The sequence below is a fragment of the Chelatococcus reniformis genome (assembly GCF_014640075.1).
Classification (GTDB): Bacteria; Pseudomonadota; Alphaproteobacteria; order Rhizobiales; family Beijerinckiaceae; genus Camelimonas; species Camelimonas reniformis.
This window is the reverse complement of the sequence record NZ_BMGG01000002.1, coordinates 199,455-221,572: the sequence shown is the minus strand read 5'-3', so window position 1 is coordinate 221,572 and position 22,118 is coordinate 199,455. Positions and strand designations below refer to the sequence as shown.

Annotated in this window: 14 protein-coding genes; 6 read left to right on the top strand and 8 right to left on the bottom strand. The window is 68.9% G+C overall.

From position 1 onward, the window contains the following. Positions 1-56: 56 nt before the first annotated feature. Both IEW34_RS05575 and IEW34_RS05570 read left to right on the top strand, forming a co-directional pair. The gene (locus IEW34_RS05575) at positions 57-494 is read left to right on the top strand and encodes a winged helix-turn-helix transcriptional regulator (protein WP_188608169.1); all 438 of its coding nucleotides are present in this window, start codon (positions 57-59) and stop codon (positions 492-494) included. A 4-nt stretch (positions 495-498) separates the two neighbouring features. After that, positions 499-1,569, top strand: a complete 1,071-nt coding sequence (locus tag IEW34_RS05570; RefSeq protein ID WP_188608168.1) for an alkene reductase — start codon at positions 499-501, stop codon at positions 1,567-1,569. 88 nt (positions 1,570-1,657) lie between these two features. On the opposite strand, the gene IEW34_RS05565 is transcribed toward IEW34_RS05570, so the two are convergent. Further along, positions 1,658-3,427, bottom strand: a complete 1,770-nt coding sequence (locus IEW34_RS05565; RefSeq protein ID WP_188608167.1) for an ABC transporter ATP-binding protein/permease — start codon at positions 3,425-3,427, stop codon at positions 1,658-1,660. A gap of 357 nt (positions 3,428-3,784) precedes the next feature. Between IEW34_RS05565 and IEW34_RS05560 the strand changes: the two genes are divergently transcribed. Then, positions 3,785-5,872 carry a glycoside hydrolase family 3 N-terminal domain-containing protein gene (locus IEW34_RS05560; protein ID WP_280516266.1) on the top strand — a complete coding sequence of 696 codons (2,088 nt, stop codon included), beginning with the start codon at positions 3,785-3,787 and terminating at the stop codon, positions 5,870-5,872. Positions 5,873-6,138: 266 nt separating this feature from the next. Continuing rightward, positions 6,139-6,636 (top strand): hypothetical protein, encoded by a 498-nt coding sequence (locus tag IEW34_RS05555; RefSeq protein ID WP_188608165.1) that lies wholly within the window; start codon positions 6,139-6,141, stop codon positions 6,634-6,636. Between the two features lie 173 nt (positions 6,637-6,809). On the opposite strand, the gene IEW34_RS05550 is transcribed toward IEW34_RS05555, so the two are convergent. The 3 genes from IEW34_RS05550 to IEW34_RS05540 form a co-directional block, all read right to left on the bottom strand. Continuing rightward, complete coding sequence (locus IEW34_RS05550) at positions 6,810-10,127, bottom strand: cellobiose phosphorylase (RefSeq protein WP_244641809.1); 3,318 nt, start codon at positions 10,125-10,127, stop codon at positions 6,810-6,812. A 133-nt stretch (positions 10,128-10,260) separates the two neighbouring features. Next, the gene (gene pap / locus IEW34_RS05545; protein WP_244641807.1) at positions 10,261-11,826 is read right to left on the bottom strand and encodes a polyphosphate:AMP phosphotransferase; all 1,566 of its coding nucleotides are present in this window, start codon (positions 11,824-11,826) and stop codon (positions 10,261-10,263) included. A 351-nt stretch (positions 11,827-12,177) separates the two neighbouring features. After that, complete coding sequence (locus tag IEW34_RS05540; RefSeq protein WP_188608164.1) at positions 12,178-13,062, bottom strand: Hint domain-containing protein; 885 nt, start codon at positions 13,060-13,062, stop codon at positions 12,178-12,180. 457 nt (positions 13,063-13,519) lie between these two features. Between IEW34_RS05540 and gltS the strand changes: the two genes are divergently transcribed. Beyond that, positions 13,520-14,719, top strand: a complete 1,200-nt coding sequence (gltS, locus tag IEW34_RS05535) for a sodium/glutamate symporter (RefSeq protein ID WP_188608163.1) — start codon at positions 13,520-13,522, stop codon at positions 14,717-14,719. A gap of 22 nt (positions 14,720-14,741) precedes the next feature. On the opposite strand, the gene IEW34_RS05530 is transcribed toward gltS, so the two are convergent. Next, positions 14,742-17,504 carry a bifunctional acetate--CoA ligase family protein/GNAT family N-acetyltransferase gene (locus tag IEW34_RS05530; protein WP_188608162.1) on the bottom strand — a complete coding sequence of 921 codons (2,763 nt, stop codon included), beginning with the start codon at positions 17,502-17,504 and terminating at the stop codon, positions 14,742-14,744. A gap of 260 nt (positions 17,505-17,764) precedes the next feature. Between IEW34_RS05530 and IEW34_RS05525 the strand changes: the two genes are divergently transcribed. Beyond that, complete coding sequence (locus IEW34_RS05525; protein ID WP_188608161.1) at positions 17,765-18,340, top strand: DUF1269 domain-containing protein; 576 nt, start codon at positions 17,765-17,767, stop codon at positions 18,338-18,340. Positions 18,341-18,452: 112 nt separating this feature from the next. Here the strand turns inward: IEW34_RS05525 and IEW34_RS05520 are convergent, their stop codons facing one another. The 3 genes from IEW34_RS05520 to rfbD form a co-directional block, all read right to left on the bottom strand. Next, positions 18,453-19,451 (bottom strand): NAD-dependent epimerase/dehydratase family protein, encoded by a 999-nt coding sequence (locus IEW34_RS05520; protein ID WP_188608160.1) that lies wholly within the window; start codon positions 19,449-19,451, stop codon positions 18,453-18,455. A 648-nt stretch (positions 19,452-20,099) separates the two neighbouring features. Further along, a complete protein-coding gene (gene rfbA, locus IEW34_RS05515; RefSeq protein ID WP_188608159.1) occupies positions 20,100-20,960 on the bottom strand; it encodes a glucose-1-phosphate thymidylyltransferase RfbA in 861 nt (286 codons plus the stop codon). Positions 20,961-21,216: 256 nt separating this feature from the next. Next, positions 21,217-22,110 (bottom strand): dTDP-4-dehydrorhamnose reductase, encoded by an 894-nt coding sequence (gene rfbD, locus IEW34_RS05510; RefSeq protein ID WP_188608158.1) that lies wholly within the window; start codon positions 22,108-22,110, stop codon positions 21,217-21,219. Between the last annotated feature and the right edge of the window lie 8 nt (positions 22,111-22,118).

Sequence of the window (22,118 nt, the reverse complement as noted above, 5' to 3'; positions counted from 1 at the left end):
GCGATTGACTCGTAACTTCCATCATGGAAGTTAGGTCTGCCGCCGGATGCAATGCGATGCAGCGCAAGAGCTTCCAATCGATGTCCTGCCCGATCGCTCGCAGCCTGGAAAAGGTGGGCGAGTGGTGGAGCATCTTGATCCTGCGCGATGCCCGGCGCGGCAGGACGCGCTTCGACGAGTTTCAGAAGAGCCTCGGGATCGGCTCCAACACGCTGACGCGGCGCCTCAACTGGCTGGTCGCGCAGGGCCTGTTGGAGCGCCGTGAGTGCCGGGATCATCCGCAGCGGCGCGAATACGTGCTGACCGCGTCCGGGCGCGATTTCCAGGCCGTCCTGGACGCGTTCATCGCGTGGGGGAACCTGCATGCGCCGCAGGCCGAGGCAGCTGCGCGCGACGGCGCGGCCGCATCCCCCAACAGATCAGCCGGCCGGCCGCGGATCGCCGTGACCCCGGACCACTCCCCGCGAAAAGACCATCCTCCCGCAAAAAGGTAGATCGATGCCCACGCTGTTCGACCCGGTCCAGATCGGCGCTTTGAGCTTGCCCAACCGCATCGTCATGGCGCCGTTGACCCGGATGCGCGCCTTCGACGAGCGCAGCCCCGGCCCGATGACCGTGAAGCACTATGTCCAGCGGGCAGGTGCCGGTCTCATCCTGGCGGAGGCCACCTCCGTCAGCCCGCAAGGTGTCGGCTATCCGAACACGCCGGGCCTGTGGTCCGACCGGCAGGTGAGCGGCTGGTCGGAGGTCACCGCCGCCGTCCACGCTGCTGGCGGACGGATCGTGTCGCAACTCTGGCATGTGGGGCGTGTGTCGGATCCGATCTTTCATGACGGCAAGCCGCCCGTGGCTCCCAGCCCCATCGCGCTCGACGGTCACGTCAGCGTGCTGCGGCCCCAGCGGCCCTATACCGTGCCGCGCGCCCTGGAAACGGAGGAGATCCCCGCTATCGTCGAGGACTTCCGCGTCGGAGCGGTCCACGCGCTGCGCGCCGGCTTCGACGGCGTCGAGTTGCATGCGGCCAACGGCTACCTCTTCGACCAGTTCCTGCACGACGGATCGAACAAGCGGACCGATCGCTACGGTGGCGCACCCGAGAACCGGGCGCGCTTCCTCCTCGAAGCAATCGACGCGCTGCTGACGGTCTGGCCGGCGGACCGGATCGGCGTCCACCTGAACCTGATGTCGAGCTCGCATTCGATGCACGACTCCGATCCCCGCGCCCTGTTCTCCTACGTCGCCGAGCAGCTCAACGCGCGTCGCCTCGCCTTCATCTTCGCCCGTGAGGAGCTCGACCGCGGCGAGCAGCAGATCGGCCCGCTCGTGCGGCACCTGTTCAAAGGCGCATTCATCGTCAACGAAGGCCTTACGAAGGAGACCGCGGAGCAGGCTATCGTTCGCGGCGAAGCGGACGCAGCCGCCTTCGGCCGGCTCTACATCGCCAATCCCGACCTCGTCGAGCGCTTCCGCCACGGCGCGCCGCTCAACCCCGTCAATGCCAAGACGATCTACACGCCCGACGAGACGGGCTACAATGATTATCCCGCGCTGGAACAGACGGCGAGCTGAGCGGCGATCGTCCGCCCCGTGGGCGTCGGCCGGCGCGATGTCAGCCGGCGGTCCGGGCACCCGCGCCACCCACCCGCGCGATTGCCGCTCAGGCGACCGCCGCCGGCTCCTCCGCCTCCTCCCTCACCCGGTCCAGCCGGTACTTGCGATCGTAGAAGTCCTGGTGCTCGGCGTGGGTGGTGATGTTGACGATGGCGGAATCGTTCAGCTCGTCCTCGAACATCGAGACCACGTCGTTGCGATAGCGGATGTCGATCTGCTCGATCGCCTCGTCGATGATGATCCAACGCGGCTTCTGGATGAGCGCGCGGGCGAAGGCGAGGCGCTGCTGCTCGTCGTGCGGCAGCTCACGGTCCCATTCGCCGTAGCGGTCGAGGTTGGCGGCGAGGTGGTCGAGCTTCACGCGCAGTAGCGCGGCCCTCAGCTTGTCGTCGTGGGCCGGCTCCTGCGCAAGGTAGAGCAGCGTTTCGCGCAGCGTGCCCGGCGGCAGGTAGGGCAGCGTCGGCATGAACATGATCTCGCTGCGCGGCGGCAGGCGGATAGTGCCGCGGCCAATCTCCCAGAGACCGGCGATGGCGCGGAACAGGCTGGTCTTGCCGACCCCCTGCTCGCCGGCGATGAGCACGTGGTCGCCCGGGCGCAGGGTGATCTCGGGCTTGTTCAACGCGGCGCGATGACTGTTACAGTCGATCTGAAGGTCGGAGAACGACAGGGTGTCGTTGCCGCTGAGCTCGCGCAGGATCTGTTCCTCGCCCTTGGTCGGGGGCGCCTCGTCCATGCGCAGCAGCGCCTGGCGGAACGACACGACGCGGAACAGCGTCGCCTGCCAGTCGGCAATGACGGCGAAGTTGTCCACGAACCAGCGCAGCGCCTGCTGCACCTGGTTGAATGCTCCGACCGCCATCATCAGCGCGCCGAAGGTGAGCTTGCCGCTGAAATAGGCGGGTGCGGCGACGATGATCGGCGCCACCAGCGCGAACCAGCCGTAGCCCGATGTCACCCAGGTAAGCCGCGCCAGCGCGGAGACCAGGCGCCGCATGGCCCCGAGCACATTGTTGAGCGGCGCATCGAGCCGGCGGCGCTCATCCGCCTCGCCGCCGTAGAGGGCCACCGCGTCCACGTGCTGATTGACGCGCACCATGGCGACACGCAGGTCCGCCTCGCGCGCGTAGCGCTGGCCGTTGTAGGCGATCAGGCGGCGGCCGAACAGCCAGCTCAGCCAGGACGCGGTGCCGGCGTAGAACAGCGCCGACCACACCATATAGCCCGGGATCGCGAATTCGGTGCCCTTGTAGGAGAACACCACGCTCTTCGACAGTCCCCACAGCACGCCGACGAAGCTGATCAGGAGCAGCGTCGACTGGAACAGGCCGATGGCGAGCTGGGCCGAGAGCTCGGTGAGATGGCGCGTATCCTCGGCCAGGCGCTGGTCCGGGTTGACGCCGATGTTGCCGGCCCGGCTGATGCGGAAGGCCCGGCCCGGGGCCAGCCACTGGTCCAAGAGGTCGCGGGTCGCCTGCTTGCGCAGCACCAGCTTGAGCATCTCCTGCAACCAGGTCTGTGCCACGACCAGGCACAGCAGGACGCTGGCGATGATCGCGAAGACGCCGAGCTGACGCATGAAAGCCGAGAAGTTGCGGGCCGACAGGGCGTCGTAGAACGGCTGGTTCCAGGCGTTCAGCACGATCTGCATGTAGGCGACGCCGGCGACGACGATGACGACGCCGGCCAGCAGCAACCCGAGCTGATTGCGCTCCGGCGAGGCGATGGCCGCGCGCAGCAGCATGTTGACGTCGGCGGCCATCCGCCGGTTCGAATAATCGTGGTCGGCGCCCTCGGGCCCGCTTGCGCCGCTCATCCCACCCTCATCCGCTGGACGCACCGGGCCGCCAGCGCGCCCGCGGGCGCGGCGCCACCGCCGTCAGGGAGCTCTATCTTCATACCGATCCCGGCCTTCGCGCCTTGGCATGCCAACCGCAGTCTCCCTCCAACACTCAAATCGCCTTCCGGGCCGATCCGGTCGGGCCCCCGAAGGTTCGCCCGATCCGGGCAGGCGCGATAGACTCCGGGCTCGAACGCATTCATGCGTGGGGCCATCGTCATCTGTCCAGAGCCGCCGGAGCCTCGTGTGTCCAAACTCGCGTCCTTCTTCTCCCGGTTCCCTCCCGCCGCGTCCGACCGGCCCGCAGACCGGCCGCGTGCGCTGCTCGCGGCCATGACCGTCGAAGAGAAGATAGGGCAGCTCAATATGGTAAGCGCCGACGCGGTGATAACCGGGCCGGCCGGCGCGCCGGATGGGCTCGAGGGCCTCGACCGCGGCGGCGTCGGCAGCGTCCTCAACATCTGGGGTGACGACGCCCGGGCGCTACAAAGGATTGCGACCGAGACGACGCGGCTGGGCATCCCCCTGATCTTCGGCCTCGATGTGCTGCACGGCCACCGCACGGTATTCCCCATCCCGCTGGCGGAAGCGGCGAGCTTCGACGACGAGGTCTGGCGGCAGACGGCGGTCGAGGCGGCGCGCGAAGCGGCGGAGGACGCCATTGCCCTGACCTTCGCGCCGATGCTCGACGTGTCCCACGATCCGCGCTGGGGCCGCATCAGCGAGAGCTGCGGCGAGGACCCGCTGGTCACCGAGCGCGTCGCCCGCGCCAAGGTGCGCGGCTACCAGGGAAGCGATCTCGGCGATCCTCGGACTCTGGCCGCGACGGCTAAGCACTTCGCAGGCTATGGCGCCGTCGCCGGTGGCCGTGACTACGACGCCGCCGACATTTCCGACGCGGCCATGCGCACCGTCTACCTGCCACCGTTCCGAGCCGCCGTGGAAGCCGGCGTCGCCGCCGTGATGCCGGCGTTCATCTCGGTCGCCGGCATCCCGATGACCGCCCACCTGGCGCTGCTGCGGGGCGAATTGCGTGATCGTTGGGGCTTCGAGGGCATCACCGTCAGCGACTACAACGCCGTCGCCGAACTGATCGCCCACGGCGCCGCCGAGACCGGGCCGGAGGCGGCTGCCCTGGCGCTCGCCAGCGGCAACGACATCGACATGGTCTCCGGCCTCTACGTGTCGGGATTGCCCGGGGCGCTGAGCCAAGGCTCCGCTGCCATGGAGGACCTGGACGAGGCGGTGCTGCGGATCCTGCGCCTGAAGGAGCGGCTTGGGCTGTTCGACGATCCCACCCGCCCCTGCCCGCCCTCCTCCGCCGACGACATCGACCGCCGCCGGCAGATCGCACGCGAGGCGGCGCGCCGGTCTGCCGTGCTGCTGACCAATCCGGGCGATTTGCTGCCGCTGCAGGCCGACCTTCGCCGCATCGCCGTCGTCGGCCCCCTCGCCGTCTCCAAGCCCGATATGCTCGGGCCTTGGGCGGGCACCGGCGATCCGTCCGCCGTCGTAACCTTCGCCGAGGGTATCCTCGCGGCCTGGCCAGACGCTGAGGTCGAGATCGTCGGCGTCGGCGACCGGGCGCGGCTCGAGGCGGAGGCTGTGGAAGCCGCCCGCGGCGCCCAGGCCGTCATTCTGTGCCTGGGGGAGACCGCGGCCATGAGCGGGGAGGCGGCGGCCCGCGCCGACCCGTCGCTGCCCGCAGGCCAACAGGCCTTGCTGGACGCCGTGCTCGCCACCGGCACGCCGACGGTGGTGTTGCTGTCGTCCGGTCGCCCTCTGGTGGCCCCGGCCCTGTTCGCCGCGCCGTGCGCCGTGCTCGCCACCTGGTTCCTCGGCAGCGAGGCTGGCCACGCGGTGGCCGACCTGCTTTCCGGCGCTGCCGGTCCCAGCGGCAAGCTGCCTGTGGCCTGGCCGCGGGCGGTCGGCCAGATCCCGGTGCACTATGCCCACCCCGCCACCGGCCGGCCGCACGAGGCCGGCAACCGCTACACCGTGGGCTATGCGGACCTTGCGATCGAACCGCAGTTCCCGTTCGGTCACGGCCTCTCCTACGGACGCGTGCGCTACCACGGGCTCAGCGTCGCCGCCCATGGCCGGTCGCCGGATGATCCGGTCGAGGTCGAGGTCGGCGTCAGCAACGACGGCGCCCGCCCGGCGCGCGAGACGGTGCTCGTGTTCGCCCACGTGCGCGTGCAAGGGACAGCCAGGCCTCTGCTGGCGCTCAGGGATTTCGCCGGGGTGGAGGTGCCGGCGGGCGCGTCGACCACGGTCACCTTCCGCACCAGCCGGCGGGCCCTCACGGGCTGCTGCGGCGACGAGCCCTACGTGAGTCCCAGCCGGCTGGAGGTCGTCGTCGGCCCCTCGGCGGCGCCGGAGGGCCAGTTGCGGGCGCGCGTCGAGGTGCCGGTCGGCTGAGGAAGCCGGTGTTGCCGGAGCGGGCGAGCCGAGTGGCGCGTCGGCCCGTCTATCTCATGCGGCTCAACCGAAAATACATACTCCGGCCGCCATTCGACCATGCCTGCGCCCATCCGGACGATCGGCCGCCGGAGTGGCCCGCGACCGGTAATGCCACATCGACACTGCGGAGGGTTGCGTCGCTTGAGCCCTGGAAGCCCTCTCAATAGAAGAGCACACGGCCGGCGGGTCGCCCCGACGATGTTGCGCGAGGCGGGAGACAGCGGATGCGCCTGCTGATCGCGAGCGTTGCAGCCTTCGCAGCCACCGCAGTCCATGCCGAGGGCTTTGCCGTGCGGAATCTGTCGGCCGTCGCGACCGACGTCCGTACCGCGCTTGGAGCCGGCTTCAGTCACAGGGCCGATGCCAGGCGCGTGACGCTGAGCTGTCCAGGCTGCAAGGGGCACCCGGTCGTCGACATCCAGATCGGCCGCCAGAACGACGGCACGGAACAGCGCGTGCGCTCGGGTCAGACGCCGATCGCCCGGCTGGAACAGCTGTGCCGGGGGAAGAACCCGTCGTGCAGGTTGGCGCGGCTGGAGGTCTCGCCCGCCGTCGGCTGGATCAGCAGCTACGCGATCGGGTCCACGGCCGCGTCCACCGCGGTCGTGCTTCGCGACGGCGACCTGCTGACGGTCCGATGCCTCGCCTCGGATCCGGGCACGGCCCGGAGCTACGCGGAGCGAACCGTGGCGGCCGTCTCGCAAAAGGTGATCGGCCCATAGGGGGTACGCTGCGCTTCGATCCGCGCGAAAGCGACCACTCCGACCCGAGGGCCGCAGCCCGCCCCGGCCCTACAGAGCATTTCCGCGTTTCTTCGAATCGCCGAAATGCTCTATCTATTTGATTTGTCGCGTTTTCTTCACGCGAACCGACGTCCACTTCGCTCGAAAACGCTCTACCCCACCCGCCACTGACGCGGCGTGCCCTCCACCACCATGGCGACCTCGGCGCCGGCGAGCGCCATCGGGCGCGGCACGGTCTGCCATGCGCCGTTGCGGCGGCGCAGGCCGAGCAGATCGCCGATCAGGAGGTTGAGGTAGAGGCCCGGGCCGCTCGAATAGATGCGCCAGCCGCCGTCGGCGGCGACCGAGCCGTCCTTGACGCGGAACCACTCGGCGCTCGCCTGAGCCCGGTCGCGGAAGGCCGCGTCGCTGCTGCTGAAATAGGTGTTGCGCTGGCGCAGCGACGCGTTCGGTACCACGTCGGTGACCCCCACCGGATTGACCTGGGCCAGCGCCCTCAGGAGCGAGGCCGCCGCCTGTTCGGCCAAGGGGCTGCCGGGGACGCCGGCCTCCACGAGCGCGGCGAGCGCCTGGCCGAATTGCAGGTGGGCATGGGTGTACATGAGGCCGATCTCACGGCCGAAATAGGCCGAGGATTCTGCCCGGCGGAAGATGGTCTCCAGCCCGCCGTGGTAGGGCAGCGGCTTGTCCATGAGGCGCACGCCGTCCGGGAACGTGAGGTGTGCCGCGATGAGGTCGAGATGGCCTTCGGTCTGCTCGGGCGTGAACAGCCCCGCGGCGATGGCGCGCACCATGGGGAGCAGCGAATAGCGCACGCCGGTGTGATCGTCGCTGGGATGCAGGATGAGCCGTGGCGCGGTCCCCGGAGCGCCGAAGATGCCATATCCGGCGACGACCCCGTCGCGCATCAGGAGTTCGTTGAATTCGCGCCGCATGGTCTCGGCCATGGCGGCGAGCCCGGCGGCCTTGGGGTCGCCCAGGCCATCGAGGATGGCGGCGTAGCGGCTCACCTGCTGGAACAGGAGCGCCACCGTCCAGCTCGACACCATGTGCTCCTTGAGCGCCGCGTCGGCCGGCTGCAGCGAGTCGTTCCAATCGCCCTCGCCCAGGCGGATCAGGTGCGTGCCGGGCAGGAAGCGCGCCTTCACCGTGGCCAGCAGCACGTCGATATGGCCGGCCAGCGTGTCGGTCGGCTCGCTCGCGGCCGCGTCGTCGTAGCGCCGCCAGGGCACCGCCTCGTCGAGGCAGGCCACGTCGCCGGTGGCCTCGATGTAGTCGCAGACCATCTTGAGCGGCCAGACGATGACGTCGCCGTGGCTGGAGCGATCGCGGATGAAGGAATAGGGCGGCAGCATGAACCACTGCGACCAGTCCCCCCGGCCCTCGTATTGCTCGGCGAACACCTTGAGCATGACGGCTCGCGCGGCAGCATCGTGGCCGAGCGCCAGCAGCATCTCGATCGGGCCCTGGCAGACGTCGCGCGTGCCCCAGGCGGCACCCGTGTATTGCTCCAGCCCGTGCGGCACCGACACATGGACGATGGCATCCTGCACCAGCCAGGGCAGGACGAGCCCGAGATCGTCGTAGACCGGCGCGCCCGCGAGACCGGCGGCGCCGGTGAAGCGCGACCAATGGCCGGCGGCCGCGGCCTGCGCGGCCGCCTCATCGAAGCCGCCGGTGAACAGATCGGCCGCCGCGTCGGCGGCCGCCGCGTCGCTCAGGTCGCCGGTAATGGCGAAGGCGAAGGCCGTCACCGGCTGCGTCTCGACCGCGACGAACGGTGCCTCGAAATCGCCGGCACGCCCGAACAGCAGATCGGTCGCTCCCATCGCCGCGACGGCTTCCGGCGCATCGACGGCCAGCACGTAGGCGGCGTGCGGATAATGATTGCCCCAGAGCGAGCCCGAATCTGGCCGGAAACCGATGCGGCCCGCCGCGATGTCGAAGGTGATCTCGGCCGTCTGCCCGAGATCGCGCTCGCCCATCACCAGGGCGCCGACCAGCAGGAAGCGGCAGGCCACGTCGGCCTCGATGCGCCAGCGCATGCCCGGCCCGTCGACGGCGGCGAAGGCGTCGATGGTGATGCGGCCCGCTTCGGTCTCGTAGATCCAGCGGCAGGCGCTCAGGCTCATCTCGAAGGCGGACGGCACGGCGAGCAACCGCCAGCCCGCGCCCTGGTCGACATAGATCCGCAGCCCGCTGGAGCGGGTGATGTTGAACGGGTCGCGCGAGACCGAGAACAGCTTGTGGAAGGAGGTGTTGCCGAGCGTCAGCTGGGCGGCGAAGACGCCGTGCATCCAGCAGGTAGCGCAGAGAATGTCGTCGTCGGGCAGGACGCCCCGGCCGGTGCGCAGGATCAGCCCGTGGCGTCGCTCCACCAGCTCTTCCTTGGCCTGGAGCACCACGTGGCGGTTGAGGCTGCCGTCGCGGACGAAGAACGAGAGCAGGCGACCGTCGACGATCTCCTCCGCCGTGCGCTCGGGATAGAGAGCCTCGATTGCGGTTGCCGGGAGCGGGCCGGTGGCGAGTGGGGCAACGCCCTGGACGATGCTGCGGGCGGCCGGGGCCATGGCGATGGCGGGCGCGGCGGGGGGCCGCGTCGCGAGCGCAGCGTCGATCGTCGCGAGATCGCCTGGCCCGGAGGCCCCCGGGTGGTCCGGCACGAAGAGGCCGAAAAAGGTGACGGAGCCCCCCGCCCCTGGTGCCAGCGTCAACGGCGCCGATTGCAGCGCCGGGCAGGCGACCTCGCGCTGCAGGCGCGCGCTGGGCAGCGCCGCGCCGGCGGGCAGCGCGACCGCCGCCGCATCCCGGTAGCCCGGCCCGAACACCTGCGCCGCGTCGGTGGCGTAGGCCACGGCCCCGCCGAGGCAGCCGTGCGCCACCCACGGATGGCGGCCGCCCTGGTCGAGGTTCTGCCGGTTGAGGATCACCGGGCCGAACGACGGGTGCTGCTCGATGCAATGGTCGATATACTGCGAGGCGTAGGCCTCGTTGTTCATCAAGAAGCCACGGTCGCCGAGGCCGAGATCCTGCAACAGCAGAACGTCCAGGCTGATGGGTTCGGTTCCGGCATTGGCGAGTTCGACGCGCCAGAGCCAGAGGGCCTCGGCCTCCCCCAGGCTCAGGACCACGCGGTGGCGCACGCCTGCCGTCTCCCCCGCCCAGGCGATCGCGTTGCCGGCGGTACCGACCTCGACCGTGGCGGCCGGGCCGACGATCTCGATCGGTGAGCCGCCGTCGTGGCCGAGGCGCAGCAGGATGCGCCCGATCGGGCCATCGAGCGGCGAGCCCAGAATCTGGTTGATCATGATGCGCCCCGCAGCGCCCTCATGCTCGAGCGCGAACAGGGCGCCGTTGGGCAGCAGCGCCGCCCGGAGCCCGCTCGCCGATTGGATGCGCGCGAGGCCCAAGCCCTCCTCGGTCGGCAGGGACCAGCGTCGCAGGTGCCGGGCAGTCGGGCTGGCGGTCATGAACGAACTCCCCTGATGCGCAGGCGCCTCTCGGCGCCGTCATGCCACCGCGGCGCGCTGCCGTCGACTGGCGGGACGGCGACCGTCGCCTGGGCGCGTGACGCCAAGGCGACGCGCCGGCGGCGGGATGGGATCAAAGGGCTTCCTCGAGCCGGTCGGCCACGGTGCGCAACACCTCGACGCGGGCGAACTTCTTGTCCTCGGCCGAGATCAGGGTCCACGGCGCACGCCGGGTCGAGGTGCGATCAACCATGTCGGTCACCGCTCGCTCGTAGAGATCCCACTTGCCCCGGTTGCGCCAATCGTCCGGCGTGATCTTGAAACGCTTGAACGAAGTCTCCTCCCGCGCCTGGAAGCGCCTCAGCTGCTCCTCCGGGCTGATGGCGAGCCAGAACTTGACGACGATGTAGCCGTCCTCGACGAGCTGGCGCTCGAACTCGTTGATCTCCTCGTAGGCCCGCAGCCAATCGTCCTCCGAGCAGAGGCCCTCGGCCCGTTCGACCAGCACGCGGCCGTACCAGCTGCGATCGAAGATCTCGGTCCGACCCTTGCGCGGAATATGGCGCCAGAAGCGCCAGAGATAAGGACGGGCCCGTTCGTCGTCCGTCGGCGCGGCGATGCCGTGCACACGGAAGTCGCGCGGATCGAGGGCGGCACGCACGCGGCGGATGCACCCCCCTTTGCCGGCCGCGTCGTTGCCCTCGAAGGCGCAGATCAGGCCGCGGTCCTTGAAGTCGTCGGACGAGGTCAGCTCGAAGATGCGCCGCTGCTCCAGCGCCAACCCCTCGTGATAGGCGTCCCCATCAAGCGTCCGGCTGAGATCGATGGTCGACAGGATGGAGCGATAGGGCAGCGCCACCGTCTCGGCCGGCGTCGGCGGGGCGGCCGACGTCGGCGGCCCCGCCGGATCCGACACCGGCTCCTCCAGGGCTCGCGCCAGCGCATGGGCCAGGGCCCTGGCGACGGCGACGTCGCGGTAGCGCCCGTCCGCCGCCGGGACGACGATCCACGGCGCGTTGCCAGTCGAGGTCATCTCGATCGCCTCGAAGGCGGTTGCCGTCAGCGCCTTGCGCTCCTTGGTGGTGTCGGCGTCGGGCCATTCCTCGACCAGGGGGCGGCCGAAGCCGCTTTCGTCGCGGGCCTGCTTCAGGCGCCGACGCCCCTCCTTCTCGTCGATATGCAGCCACAGCTTGACGAAGCGCACGCCCTCCGCATGCAGCATCGTCTCGTAGCTCTTGACGCGGGTCAGCGCCTGCTCGAATTCCGCCCGTCCCGTCGCGCCAGTGAGGCGCGCGCGGATCGTCTCGTGATACCAGGAGCCCAGGACCAGGCCGATGCGGCCCTTGGGCGGCATGTCGCGCCAATAGCGCCAGGCCGGTGGATGCCTGGAGCGATCCTCGTCGCGCGTGTCGTAGCTCAGGGTTTCGAGGAAATGGTCGTCCATCCACTCGTACAGACGATTGAGCACCTCGCCCTTGCCGGCGCCGTCGGCGCCGTTGATCAGCACCAGGACCATGTGGGACTTGCGTTCGGCGACCTCGGTCTGCAGGCGCAGAAGGTCGTCCCGTAGCGGCCCGACGAGCTCCTTGTATTGCTCCTTGTCGAGCGTGTGCTCCAGCGCCGTCGAATCGAACACGTCAGTTAAGCCCTTGATGAAGCGTTGGGACTGCACCCGCCCGACTTTCGAGCTGCCCGACATCCACCCGATCAAACCGGTGGTGTGGCGGAACCTAGTGACCGCCGCGAGAGCGGGCAAGGAGGGATGACGGGCGCCGGGTGCCGGCCCCTCCTCTCGGGAGACACGGGGAGGCGGCTTTCCGACGCTCTCGTCCTCCACAAGACGAGGCATGCGCCCCGCGCGACTCCGCCTCCTCGAAGGGAACGCCAACGCGCTCGCCACGCACGGCCCGTCCGCACGTTGCCCGCGAACGAAAGCGGCATCGCGCTAGGGGCTGGCGCAGCCGAGCCTCGCGGTGGCCCAAAGCGCAGAAAGACCCCGCCGGCGCGGACCGGCGGGGCCTTTCTGGTTCCGAGCGAGTGCCCAAGGCACCTATGCCGCGGCAGCGCTCACAAAGCCCAGCGCCGCGGCTCGGGCCGCAAGCGTTTCGCGGACAGCGCGCGGCAACTGCCGGGCCGACTTCACCCGCGGCATCGCCAACTCGGGGATGCGGGCCCACGACGGGCCGAATTGCGCTTCGTATTCAGCATAATTGTCGAAGCGGCGGCGTGTGACATTGTCGACGAAGGTTTCGGCCGGCGCACCTTCGGCGAGCACCAACGCATGATCTTGGAGCTCAATGTGATAGTAAGTGAAGGCGGCCTCGGGTTTCGTCCGGACAATCGACGTGCCGTTGACCAGCGCGCCGGCCTGGATCAGCACACCGTCGATCATGAGTCCGTGATCAGGCGAGACGTACAGGTCGCGGGTCGGGATATTCTCTTCAAATGCGCCGGCCGCGATCCGGATCGGGCTGCTGCGCAGCGGATCGGCGAACAGAGGAACGATGGTTTGCCGGCCGATCCAGAGGACGGAGCGCGTCGACCCATCCAGCGTAAGGACGAGGTCACCCGCAACGAGCGTCTCGACCGCCTTTTCGCCCCCCGGCGTGGCAATCAGCGTCCCTTCCGCGAAACATACGACAAAAGGGTCATCCGACGGCGTGAATATCGTTCCGGCGGGTAAAGGTGACGTCCCGATATAGACACCATTTTCAGCCGAGACGTTGACAATGATGCCACCTGGTATCGTCCCGATCACCTCCAGGTCTGCCGAATTACCGTCCGACGTAACGGTCACGATCTCACCGACGACGATCTCATCACTCCCCGCGTCGTTGTCGGTGACCGTCGCCGTACTCGCGCTCGTACCGGTGAACTCGTAGGTGCCATCGTTGTTATTGATTAAGACCCACACGGGCGCCGTAAAAGTCGCCATATCGCCCCCTCACACTGGTTCACAGCTGCGGAATATCCGTCTGTAAGCTGCGAAAGTTCCTCTTACGGTACCTTGCTACAGGAAAATTGCCAAGGGACTTGGGGTCTCGCGCGCCCGAGGGGCAAGGGAAGCGGCCTGCCCCTCCCAAGGTCGCCCCTCGCCCTATGCACTGGATGAATGGCCACGCATTCCAGTCGCACCGCGACGAGCTTAAAGGTCGCGGCTGCTGCCGCGTAGGGCTTCCGGCGTTCGCCGCCGGCGCTGCCGGGATGCCCTTGTCTCGAGCCGTCGCGCCCGGCTCGCGTCGCGATCGCCGGCCATCGTTCAACCGCAGCCGCCCCCCCCTCCTCGGCCCGCGGTCGCGACGCGGCGCCGTGCCTGCAATTTCAGTTGCAGATCGTCTATGGGAATGCATTCCGTCGGGCGCAAGCCGAAGCCAGAGCCTCGATCTCCTCCGATGATCTCCATCAGCGCATTTCACTCGTTCAATATCGCCGTGATCCTGCTGATCGTGGGCAAGGCGTTGACCATGAACGTGGCGATGCTGCGCAAATACTCCATACCGGAGCCGGTCGTCGGCGGCTTTCTCTGCGCCGCCGCGGTCGGAACAATCTACGGTCTCTTCGGGCGAAAGGTGCAATTCGAGCTTGGCGCTCGTGATTTCCTCCTGCTCCTCTTCTTTGCCGGCATCGGCCTGAAGTCGGACGTCAGGACACTCCTGCAAGGCGGCAGGCCGCTGATCGTCCTGACCGCGCTCGCCACCCTGTTCATGGTCTTCCAGAACGTCACCGGGATGGGTGTCGCTTCGCTGTTCGGCCTCGACCCCCGAGCCGGCTTGCTGGCGGGCTCCATCGCGTTGACCGGCGGGATCGGCACCACCGTCGCCTGGGTCCCCACCTTCGTGGAGAGGCTCGGCATCGGCAACGCCATGGAGCTCGGCGTCGCCAGCAATACCGTCGGGCTGATCGCCGCGTGCGTGATCGGCGGCCCCATGGCGGCTTTTCTCATCAGGCGCAACCGGATCGCCACCTCGACCGGCGCGGATCTGGACATCGGCGCCCCCCATGGCGAAGCCGAGCCGCCGTTGGACTATTTCTGCGTGCTGTGGGCGATCCTGATCCTCAACGTGACAGTCGTCGTCGGCACCGGCCTTGCGTCCCTGATCGCGCTGACCGAGTTCAATATGCCGACCTTCGTCAGTTGCCTGATGGCCGGCATTCTGATCCGCAACCTCACCCCGTTGGCCGCGGGAGATGCCCTCCGGCGTCTTTGGCCGGGGGTGGGCCGCGGGCTGTCGCTGATCTCGGATCTGTCACTCGGTCTGTTTCTGACCATGGCGCTGATGGGCATGCAGCTCTGGGCGCTCGGCGGTGTCTTTGCCTTCATCGTCACCGTTCTGGCCCTGCAGATCGTGATGACCATCCTCTTCACCCTGCTCGTCGTCTTTCCGGCCATGGGGCGGGACTACGAAGCCGTCGTCGTCGCGGCCGGCTTCGGCGGCATCACGCTGGGCTCGACCGCGACGGCCATCGCCAATATGACCGCCGTCGCCCAGCAATACGGTCCGGCTCACCGCGCGTTCATCATCGTGCCGCTGGTCGCCGGGTTCTTCATCGATATCATCAACGCCGTCGTGATCTCGCTCTTCGTCAGCTGATCATGCCGCCGCGCGCGGCCGATCAGCCGGATGCCGCCGGGTCGAGCACCGGCCGCGTCGATACCGCGTCGGGGCCGGATCGCAGCGGCAGCTCGACGATCATGACCGAGGGGTCCGTCACGTCGGGCCGGATCGAGAAGCCGAGCTTGCGGCACATGGCGAGCATGGCCGTGTTCTCGCGCAGCACCTGGCCCTCGACGACGCGGATGCCCTCCGCGCGGGCCCAGTCGATGATCAGGTGCATCAGCTCCCAGCCGAGACCCGTGCCCTTGAGGTCGGAGCGGATCAGCACCGCGTATTCGCCGCGCTCGTGGTTGGCATCCGCATGCAGACGAACGACGCCGGCCATCTCGCCGCTGTCCCCGTCGATGGCGACGAAGGCGATGGCCCGCGCGTAGTCGACCTGCACCAGGCGCGCCATGAAGGCGTGATTGAAATCGCGGATGGGCGCGAAGAAGCGCAACCGGACGTCGGCCTCGCTGACGCGCCGCACGAAATCGATGAACAGTCCTTCGTCCTCAGGACGTACCGGACGCACGAAGAATGTGCGGCCGCTGCGACCGCTGATCGTGCGCTCCCAGGCCTTCGGGTAGGGACGGATCGCCATGCGCGGATGACGGGTACCCGAGCGGATCCGCTCGACTGGGGCCACGCGCACCCGCACGTCCAGCGCCATCACCCCGTCGGCGTCGGCCAGCAATGGGTTGATGTCGAGCTCGCGGACCTCCGGCAGGTCGGTCGCCAGTTGCGAGAGCTTCACCAGCACCAGGCGGATGGCGTGCTCGTCGGCCGCCGCGGTATCGCGGAAGGCGCCGAGGATGCGGACCACCCGGGTGCGCGCGATCAGCGTCTCGGCGAGCTTCATGTCGAGGGGCGGCAGGGCCAGGGCCTTGTCGTTGATGAGCTCGGCCGCGGTGCCGCCGCGGCCGAAAACGACGACGGGCCCGAAGGTCGGGTCGTCGGCGAGACCGGCGATCAGCTCTCGGGCACCGCGCCGGCGCACCATGGCCTGCACCATGACGGCAGCGCCCTCGACCGGCACCTCCGGCGTGCCCCGAAAGGCGAGCAGCTCAGAGGCGGCCTGCCGCACCGCCGCCTCGCTGGCGAGGTCCAAGTGAACGCCGCCCACGTCGGACTTCTGCATCACCTGCGGCGCCAGCAGCTTGACGGCGACGGTGCCGCCGGCCGCGAGGATCGGACGGGCCGCGGCCACCGCGGCATCGGCCGTGCAGGCGATCGCCGCCGGCGGCGCCGGGATGTCGTAGGCGGCGAGCAGGTCCTGGGCCTCGGCCATGTCGAGCCACGCGCGGCCCTCACCGAGCGCCCGACGCACGATGCGCTGGGCGGCCCCCGTGTCCGGCACGAAGTCGCGCGGCAGCGCGTCCGGAGTCTCCATCAACAGCGCCTGGCCCTCGCGGTAGCGCACCAGATGCATGAAGCCGGCGAGCGCCTCGGCCTCCGTCGCGTAGTGCGGAATGCCGGCCGTATCGAAGATCCGCCCGGCCTCGTCGTTCTGCCCGAGCCAGACGACGAAGACCGGCTTGTGCAGCGCGCGGCCCCGGCGCTGGGCGGCGACCGCGTCGACGGTGGACCGGGCCAGGGCCACCGGATCGGAGAAGGCGGTCGGAATGTTGACCACCAGGAGCGCGTCGGTTCCCTTGTCGTTGAGCAGCGCCGTGAGGACGGCGGCATTGGTCCGCGCATCGGTGAAGCCGGTGATGTCGACCGGATTGGCGCTGGCGGCGCCGGGCAGCAACGCTGCCAGGGTGGAGCGCGTCGCCTCCGACAGCTCGGCGAGTGTGCCGCCGAGATCGACGAGGCGGTCGACGGCGAGAAGCCCGACGCCGTGGTCGTTCGCCATGACGGCAAGTCGCCGGCCGTGGAATGGCCGCTGCCGGCTGAGCGTTTCCGCCGCGGCGAACAACTCGTCGAGGTCCAACACCCTGAGCAGCCCGGAGCGTCGGAAGGCCGCGTCATACACGGCGTCGACGGCGGCCAGCGCGCCGGTGTGGGTGGCGGCAAGCTCGGCCGTCTGGGCATGGCGGCCGGACTTGATGACGACGATGGGCTTGACGCGCGCCGCGGCGCGGGCGGCCGACACGAACTTCGCGGCGTCCGCTACCGTATCCACATACATGAGCAGGGCGCGCGTGTGCTCGTCGCCGGCGAAATAGTCGAGACAGTCGGCGATATCGACATCGACCTGATCGCCCAGCGCCACGATGCCGGAGAAGCCGATCTGACGGCGCGTGGCCCATTCGACGATGGCGGCAGCAATCGGACCGGACTGCGAGACCAGGGCCAGATCGCCGGGCCGCGCCAGGCGCGCGCCGAGCGAGGCATGCAGGCGGGCGTGCGGCGTGATCACGCCCATGCACTTGGGGCCCACCAAGCGCAGCCCATAGCGGCGGGCCTCACGGCGCGCCGCCTCGGCGATGGAGCCCTCGCCGGCGCCCAGGCCCTCGGTCATCAGCACGGCGGCGGCGGCGCCCGCCTGCCCTGCCGCCGTGACGATCTCGACGACCGTCGGCGGCGGCGAGACCACCACGACGAGCTCCGGCGCGGGCGCAATGGCGCCGAGCTCCGGCACGCAGATGACCCCGTCCCGCGCCAGATGCTGCGTGGGATCGGCGAATCTCGGATTGACCGCATAGACCGGCCCGGCGAAGCCGCCCGCCTCAAGGTTGCCGAGCACGGTGCGGCCGAGCGAGCCTTCGCGGCCGCTCGCGCCGACCACCGCGACGCTCGCCGGGGCGAATAGCTTGTCGAGGCGATAGATGCTCATCGACAACAACCTCGCTCTGGCGGTCCCCCGCCGCCGCTGCACAGTGTTGCGATCCGCGCTCCCTTGGCAACCCCCGCAGGCCGTCGTCGCACGCCCGGTCACGACGGCGTCACGCGACTTTCGTGTGCTGGCCGTCGAGCCGGACGTCGCCGTGCCGCTGTGCGTTGCGCGTGAGTGGTGCTCTGGCCTATCGATGGGGGCGCGAGGCGCCCATGCTTCGCACCGCCGTTGCCGGCGCCGTGCCCAGGGGAGAGAGATCCATGTCTGACCTCGTCGTCATCGTCTATCCGTCCGAGACCCAGGCCGAGGCCGTGCGCAAGCGCCTGTTCGAGATGCAGAAAGAGTATCTCATCGAGCTCGGCGACGCCGTCATTGCCACCAAGTCGGCGGAAGGCCACGTCAAGCTGAACCAGCTGTTCAACGCCACCGCGGCCGGCGCGCTCACCGGAACGTTCTGGGGTACCCTGATCGGCACCCTGTTCCTGGTGCCTGTGGTCGGTGCCGCGATCGGCGCCGCGTCCGGTGCGCTCGGCGGCGTGCTGAGCGACTTCGGCATCAACGACAAGTTCATGAAGGAGCTTGCGGCCAGCATCCAGCCCGGCAACGCGGCCCTCTTCGTCCTGATCAAGAAGATGACGGCCGACAAGGTGCTGGACGAGCTCAAGGGCACCGGCGGCGTCGTGCTGAAGACCTCGCTCGACCACACCAAGGAAAACGCCCTGCGCGACGCGCTCGCCGCACATGCGGCGCGCGAGGCGACCGGGGCGCCTGCGGCGAGCCCGGCTGATGGCGCACCTGCCACCTCGGTGCCGTCCACCTCGGCGCCGGCGAGCTGAAGGCGCGCGGACCCACATCGCTGGCGGCCCCACGCGGCCGCCAGTTACCTCCGACCGGCCAGCTCAAGGGGCAATGATCGCCCCTGGGCCGTCGCCGTTCCATCCCCCGCGCTCAGCTTTGCCGCGCGGCGCGCTGGCGGGCGTACCACTGCCACCACTCGAAGAAGCGCGCGAGCCCGCTGGCCAGGTCCGTGGTCGGACGCCAGCCGAAATCCCGCTCGATCGCCGACACGTCCGCAAAGGTCGCCGGAACATCCCCGGGCTGCATCGGCTCCAGGATCTTCTCCGCCTCGACGCCGACCAGCCCTTCGAGGATGCGGATCATCTCCAGCAGGGGAACCGGCCGACTGTTGCCGATATTGTAGAGCCGATGGGCGGCGGCCTGCGGTGGCGAGGCCAGCACGGCGAGAACGCCGGCCACGACATCGTCCACATAGGTGAAGTCCCGCTCCATGTGGCCGCCGTTGAACAGGCGGATGGGGGCCCGTTTCTGCATGGCCTCCGTGAAGATCCAGTAGGCCATGTCCGGCCGGCCCCAGGGACCGTAGACGGTGAAGAACCGCAGGCCGGTGATCGGCAGGTCGTACAACCTGGCATAGACCGAACTCATCAGCTCGTCCGCAAGCTTGGTCGCCGCATAGAGCGATTCGGGATGATCCGTCCGGTCCCCCTCGCGGAACGGCCCGTCGGTGCGTGAGCCGTAGACGGAGCTCGTCGAGGCATACACCAGGTGCCTGATGCGCCCCGCCGCCGCACGCGCGCCCTCGAGCACGGCGAGATGGCCGGTGACGTTCGCCGCCGTGTAGGCGAAGGGTGCTTCCAGCGACCACCTCACGCCCGCCTGTGCGCCCAGATGGACGATCCGATCGATGTCGCTCTCGGCGATGAGCGAGATGATCTCCTCCGCCTTGCTCAGGTCGGCCTTGACGAACTGGAAGCGCTCGCCCTGCGCGGTGGCCCGGATGGCCCCCAGCCGATCGTACTTGAGGGCCGGATCATAATAGGCGTTCAGATTGTCGATGCCGACGACGTCCTCGCCACCCTCCAGGAGACCCCGAACGACGTGGGATCCGATGAACCCGGCCGCACCCGTCACAAGGACTCGCCCCATTCCGCCTCTCCCATCCGCGCGGCGACATTCCCGGTCGCGATGCCGCCGGCCATCATGAACACCTCGCCTCGCGACCGCGTCTGGCGGCAGCCAGGCGTTCGCTCGCGCCGCTCGTCGTCGGCGGCCGCACAACCTATAGCAGCGATAGGCCCGTGCGCCGCGCCCCCCCGCAGGCATCAAAAAGGACTAGGACGCTCGGCTCAGGGTTAGCCGCACCAGATTCGTGCGAAGCCAACCCAAGCTCAACGACCTGGCGTATTTCAACGCGATCTGACGAGCCCATCCGATCGAGACACACAGGGGCGCACCGCGATCGACAGGCGTCATTCGATCGCGACATACGTCAAGGGAAGGTGGCTGCGGAAGGTCGCGCCGCGGTCCCATCCGGTACGAGGCGCGGCCGTCCGGCCCCCGACATCATCGATCCAGGCAAGAATGAGGCGCGCTCCCGCTAGGACGGGATGATCTTTCTTTGAATCACCATCCCGCGCTGGTCTTTATTCTGCCTGCCAAACAAGGCGGTGCCCGCCTTTTTGGAGCTGTGCGCTAGATCATTTCCGCGTTTCTTCGAATCGCCGAAATGCTCTATCCGTTTGATTTGTCGCGTTTTCTTCACGCGAACCGGCGTCCATTTCGCTCGAAAACGCTCTAGCCCGCGATACCGAGCAGGTATCGGCCGTAGGAGCTCTTGCCGAGGGCCGTGCCGAGGGCGACGAGTTCCTCCCGCGAGATCCAGCCCTGCTCGAAGGCCACCTCCTCGGGGCAGGCGATCCGAAATCCCTGGCGCTTCTCCAGTGCGCGCACGAATTCACCGGCTTCCAGCAGGCTGTCGGGCGTTCCGGTATCGAGCCAGGCGAAGCCCCGTCCCAGCAGCTCCACGTCGACCGCGCCGCGCTCCAGGTAGATGCGATTGACGTCGGTGATCTCCAGTTCGCCGCGGTCCGAGGGCCTGAGCCGGGCGGCGATATCCACCACCTGCGCGTCGTAGAAGTAGAGTCCCGTCACCGCCCAGCTCGACCGCGGCTGGGCCGGCTTTTCCTCCAGCGAGATCGCCTTGCCGTCAGCGAATTCGACCACGCCGTAACGCTCGGGATCGTTGACGTGGTAGGCGAACAGCGTGGCGCCGCTGCTACGGCGCGCCGCCGCCTTGAGCACGTCCGTCAGGCCGTGGCCGTAGAACAGGTTATCGCCCAGGATCAGCGCCGAGCGCTCGCCATTCACGAAATCGGCGCCGATGATATAGGCCTGCGCCAGCCCCTCCGGCCGCGGCTGCTCGGCGTAGCTCAGCTTGATGCCCCAGCGCTCGCCGCTGCCCAGCAGCTCACGGAAGCGGGGCAGGTCGTGCGGCGTCGAGATGACCAGGATGTCGCGGATGCCGGCGAGCATCAGCGTCGACAGCGGATAATAGATCATCGGCTTGTCGTAGACCGGCAGCAGCTGCTTGGAGATGACGCTTGTCATCGGATGCAGGCGCGTGCCGCTACCGCCCGCGAGTATGATCCCCTTCATGTGCTCCTCATCGATGCGCGCGGGCTCCCAGCCTTGCTGCGCTAGAGCATCTCGCCGCTGGATGAGGTCATCCAAGGGCAGAAATGCTCAACTCACTGAATCGGGAACGCCTCTCGCGATCGGGGATTAGGCCCCGATCGCGAAGCGCTTCCGGAGCATTTCCCGCTCGGATGGAACCATCCGATCAGGCTCACGCTCCAAGTACTTGAATTCAGCGACTTTCCCCGATTGGGAGGGGCCGCTCCGTCGCGACGCTCTAACGAATTTCGGCCAGCAGGCGCTCCACGACACTCGGCACAGATTCGCGCCAGTCCGGCAGCGTCACGCCGTGGACCACCTCCAGCTTGCCGCAGTCGAGCCGCGAATAGGCGGGCCGTCGTGCCGGCGTCGGGAACTCGGCCGTGGTGATACGCTTGACCTGGGCCGTAGGTCCGCCCGCGGCGCGCGAGGCAGCGAAGATGGCCTCGGCGAAATCGGCCCACGAGGCACGCCCGGCGGCGCTCATGTGAAAGACGCCGCGCAACCCGTCGTCGCCGGGCCGCGCCACCAGCTGGGCCGCCACGGCCAGGATAGCGTCGGCGATATCGAGCGCCGAGGTCGGCGCGCCGATCTGGTCGTCGACCACGGCGACCTCGTCCCGCGTCCCGGCCAGCCGCAGCATGGTCTTGGCGAAGTTCTTGCCGAACGGGCTGTAGACCCAGGCGGTGCGCAGCACGACGCTGTTCGCGTTGGCCGCCTGCACGGCCCGCTCGCCGGCGAGCTTGGAGCGCCCATAGGCCGAGACCGGGCCCGTCGCGTCCTCCTCGCCATAGGCCCGCTCACGGCTGCCGTCGAAGACATAGTCGGTGGAGATCTGGACGACCGGCAGACCGCGACGGGCAGCGGCGGCCGCCACGGCACCGGCACCGGCACCGTTGATGGTGTCGGCCAGCTCCGGCTCGCTCTCCGCCTGGTCGACGGCGGTATAGGCGGCCGCGTTCACGATCACGTCGGCTCCCACCGGATCGAGCGCCGCCGCGACCGCTTCCGGCCGCGCCAGATCGAGTGCCGGCCGGCCGACCGCAACGACCTCCACATCCGTCAGGCGCCCGGCCCGCTCGGTCAAGGAGCGCACCACCTGGCCCTCGGTGCCGGTGACGAGGATACGCATGCCGTCTG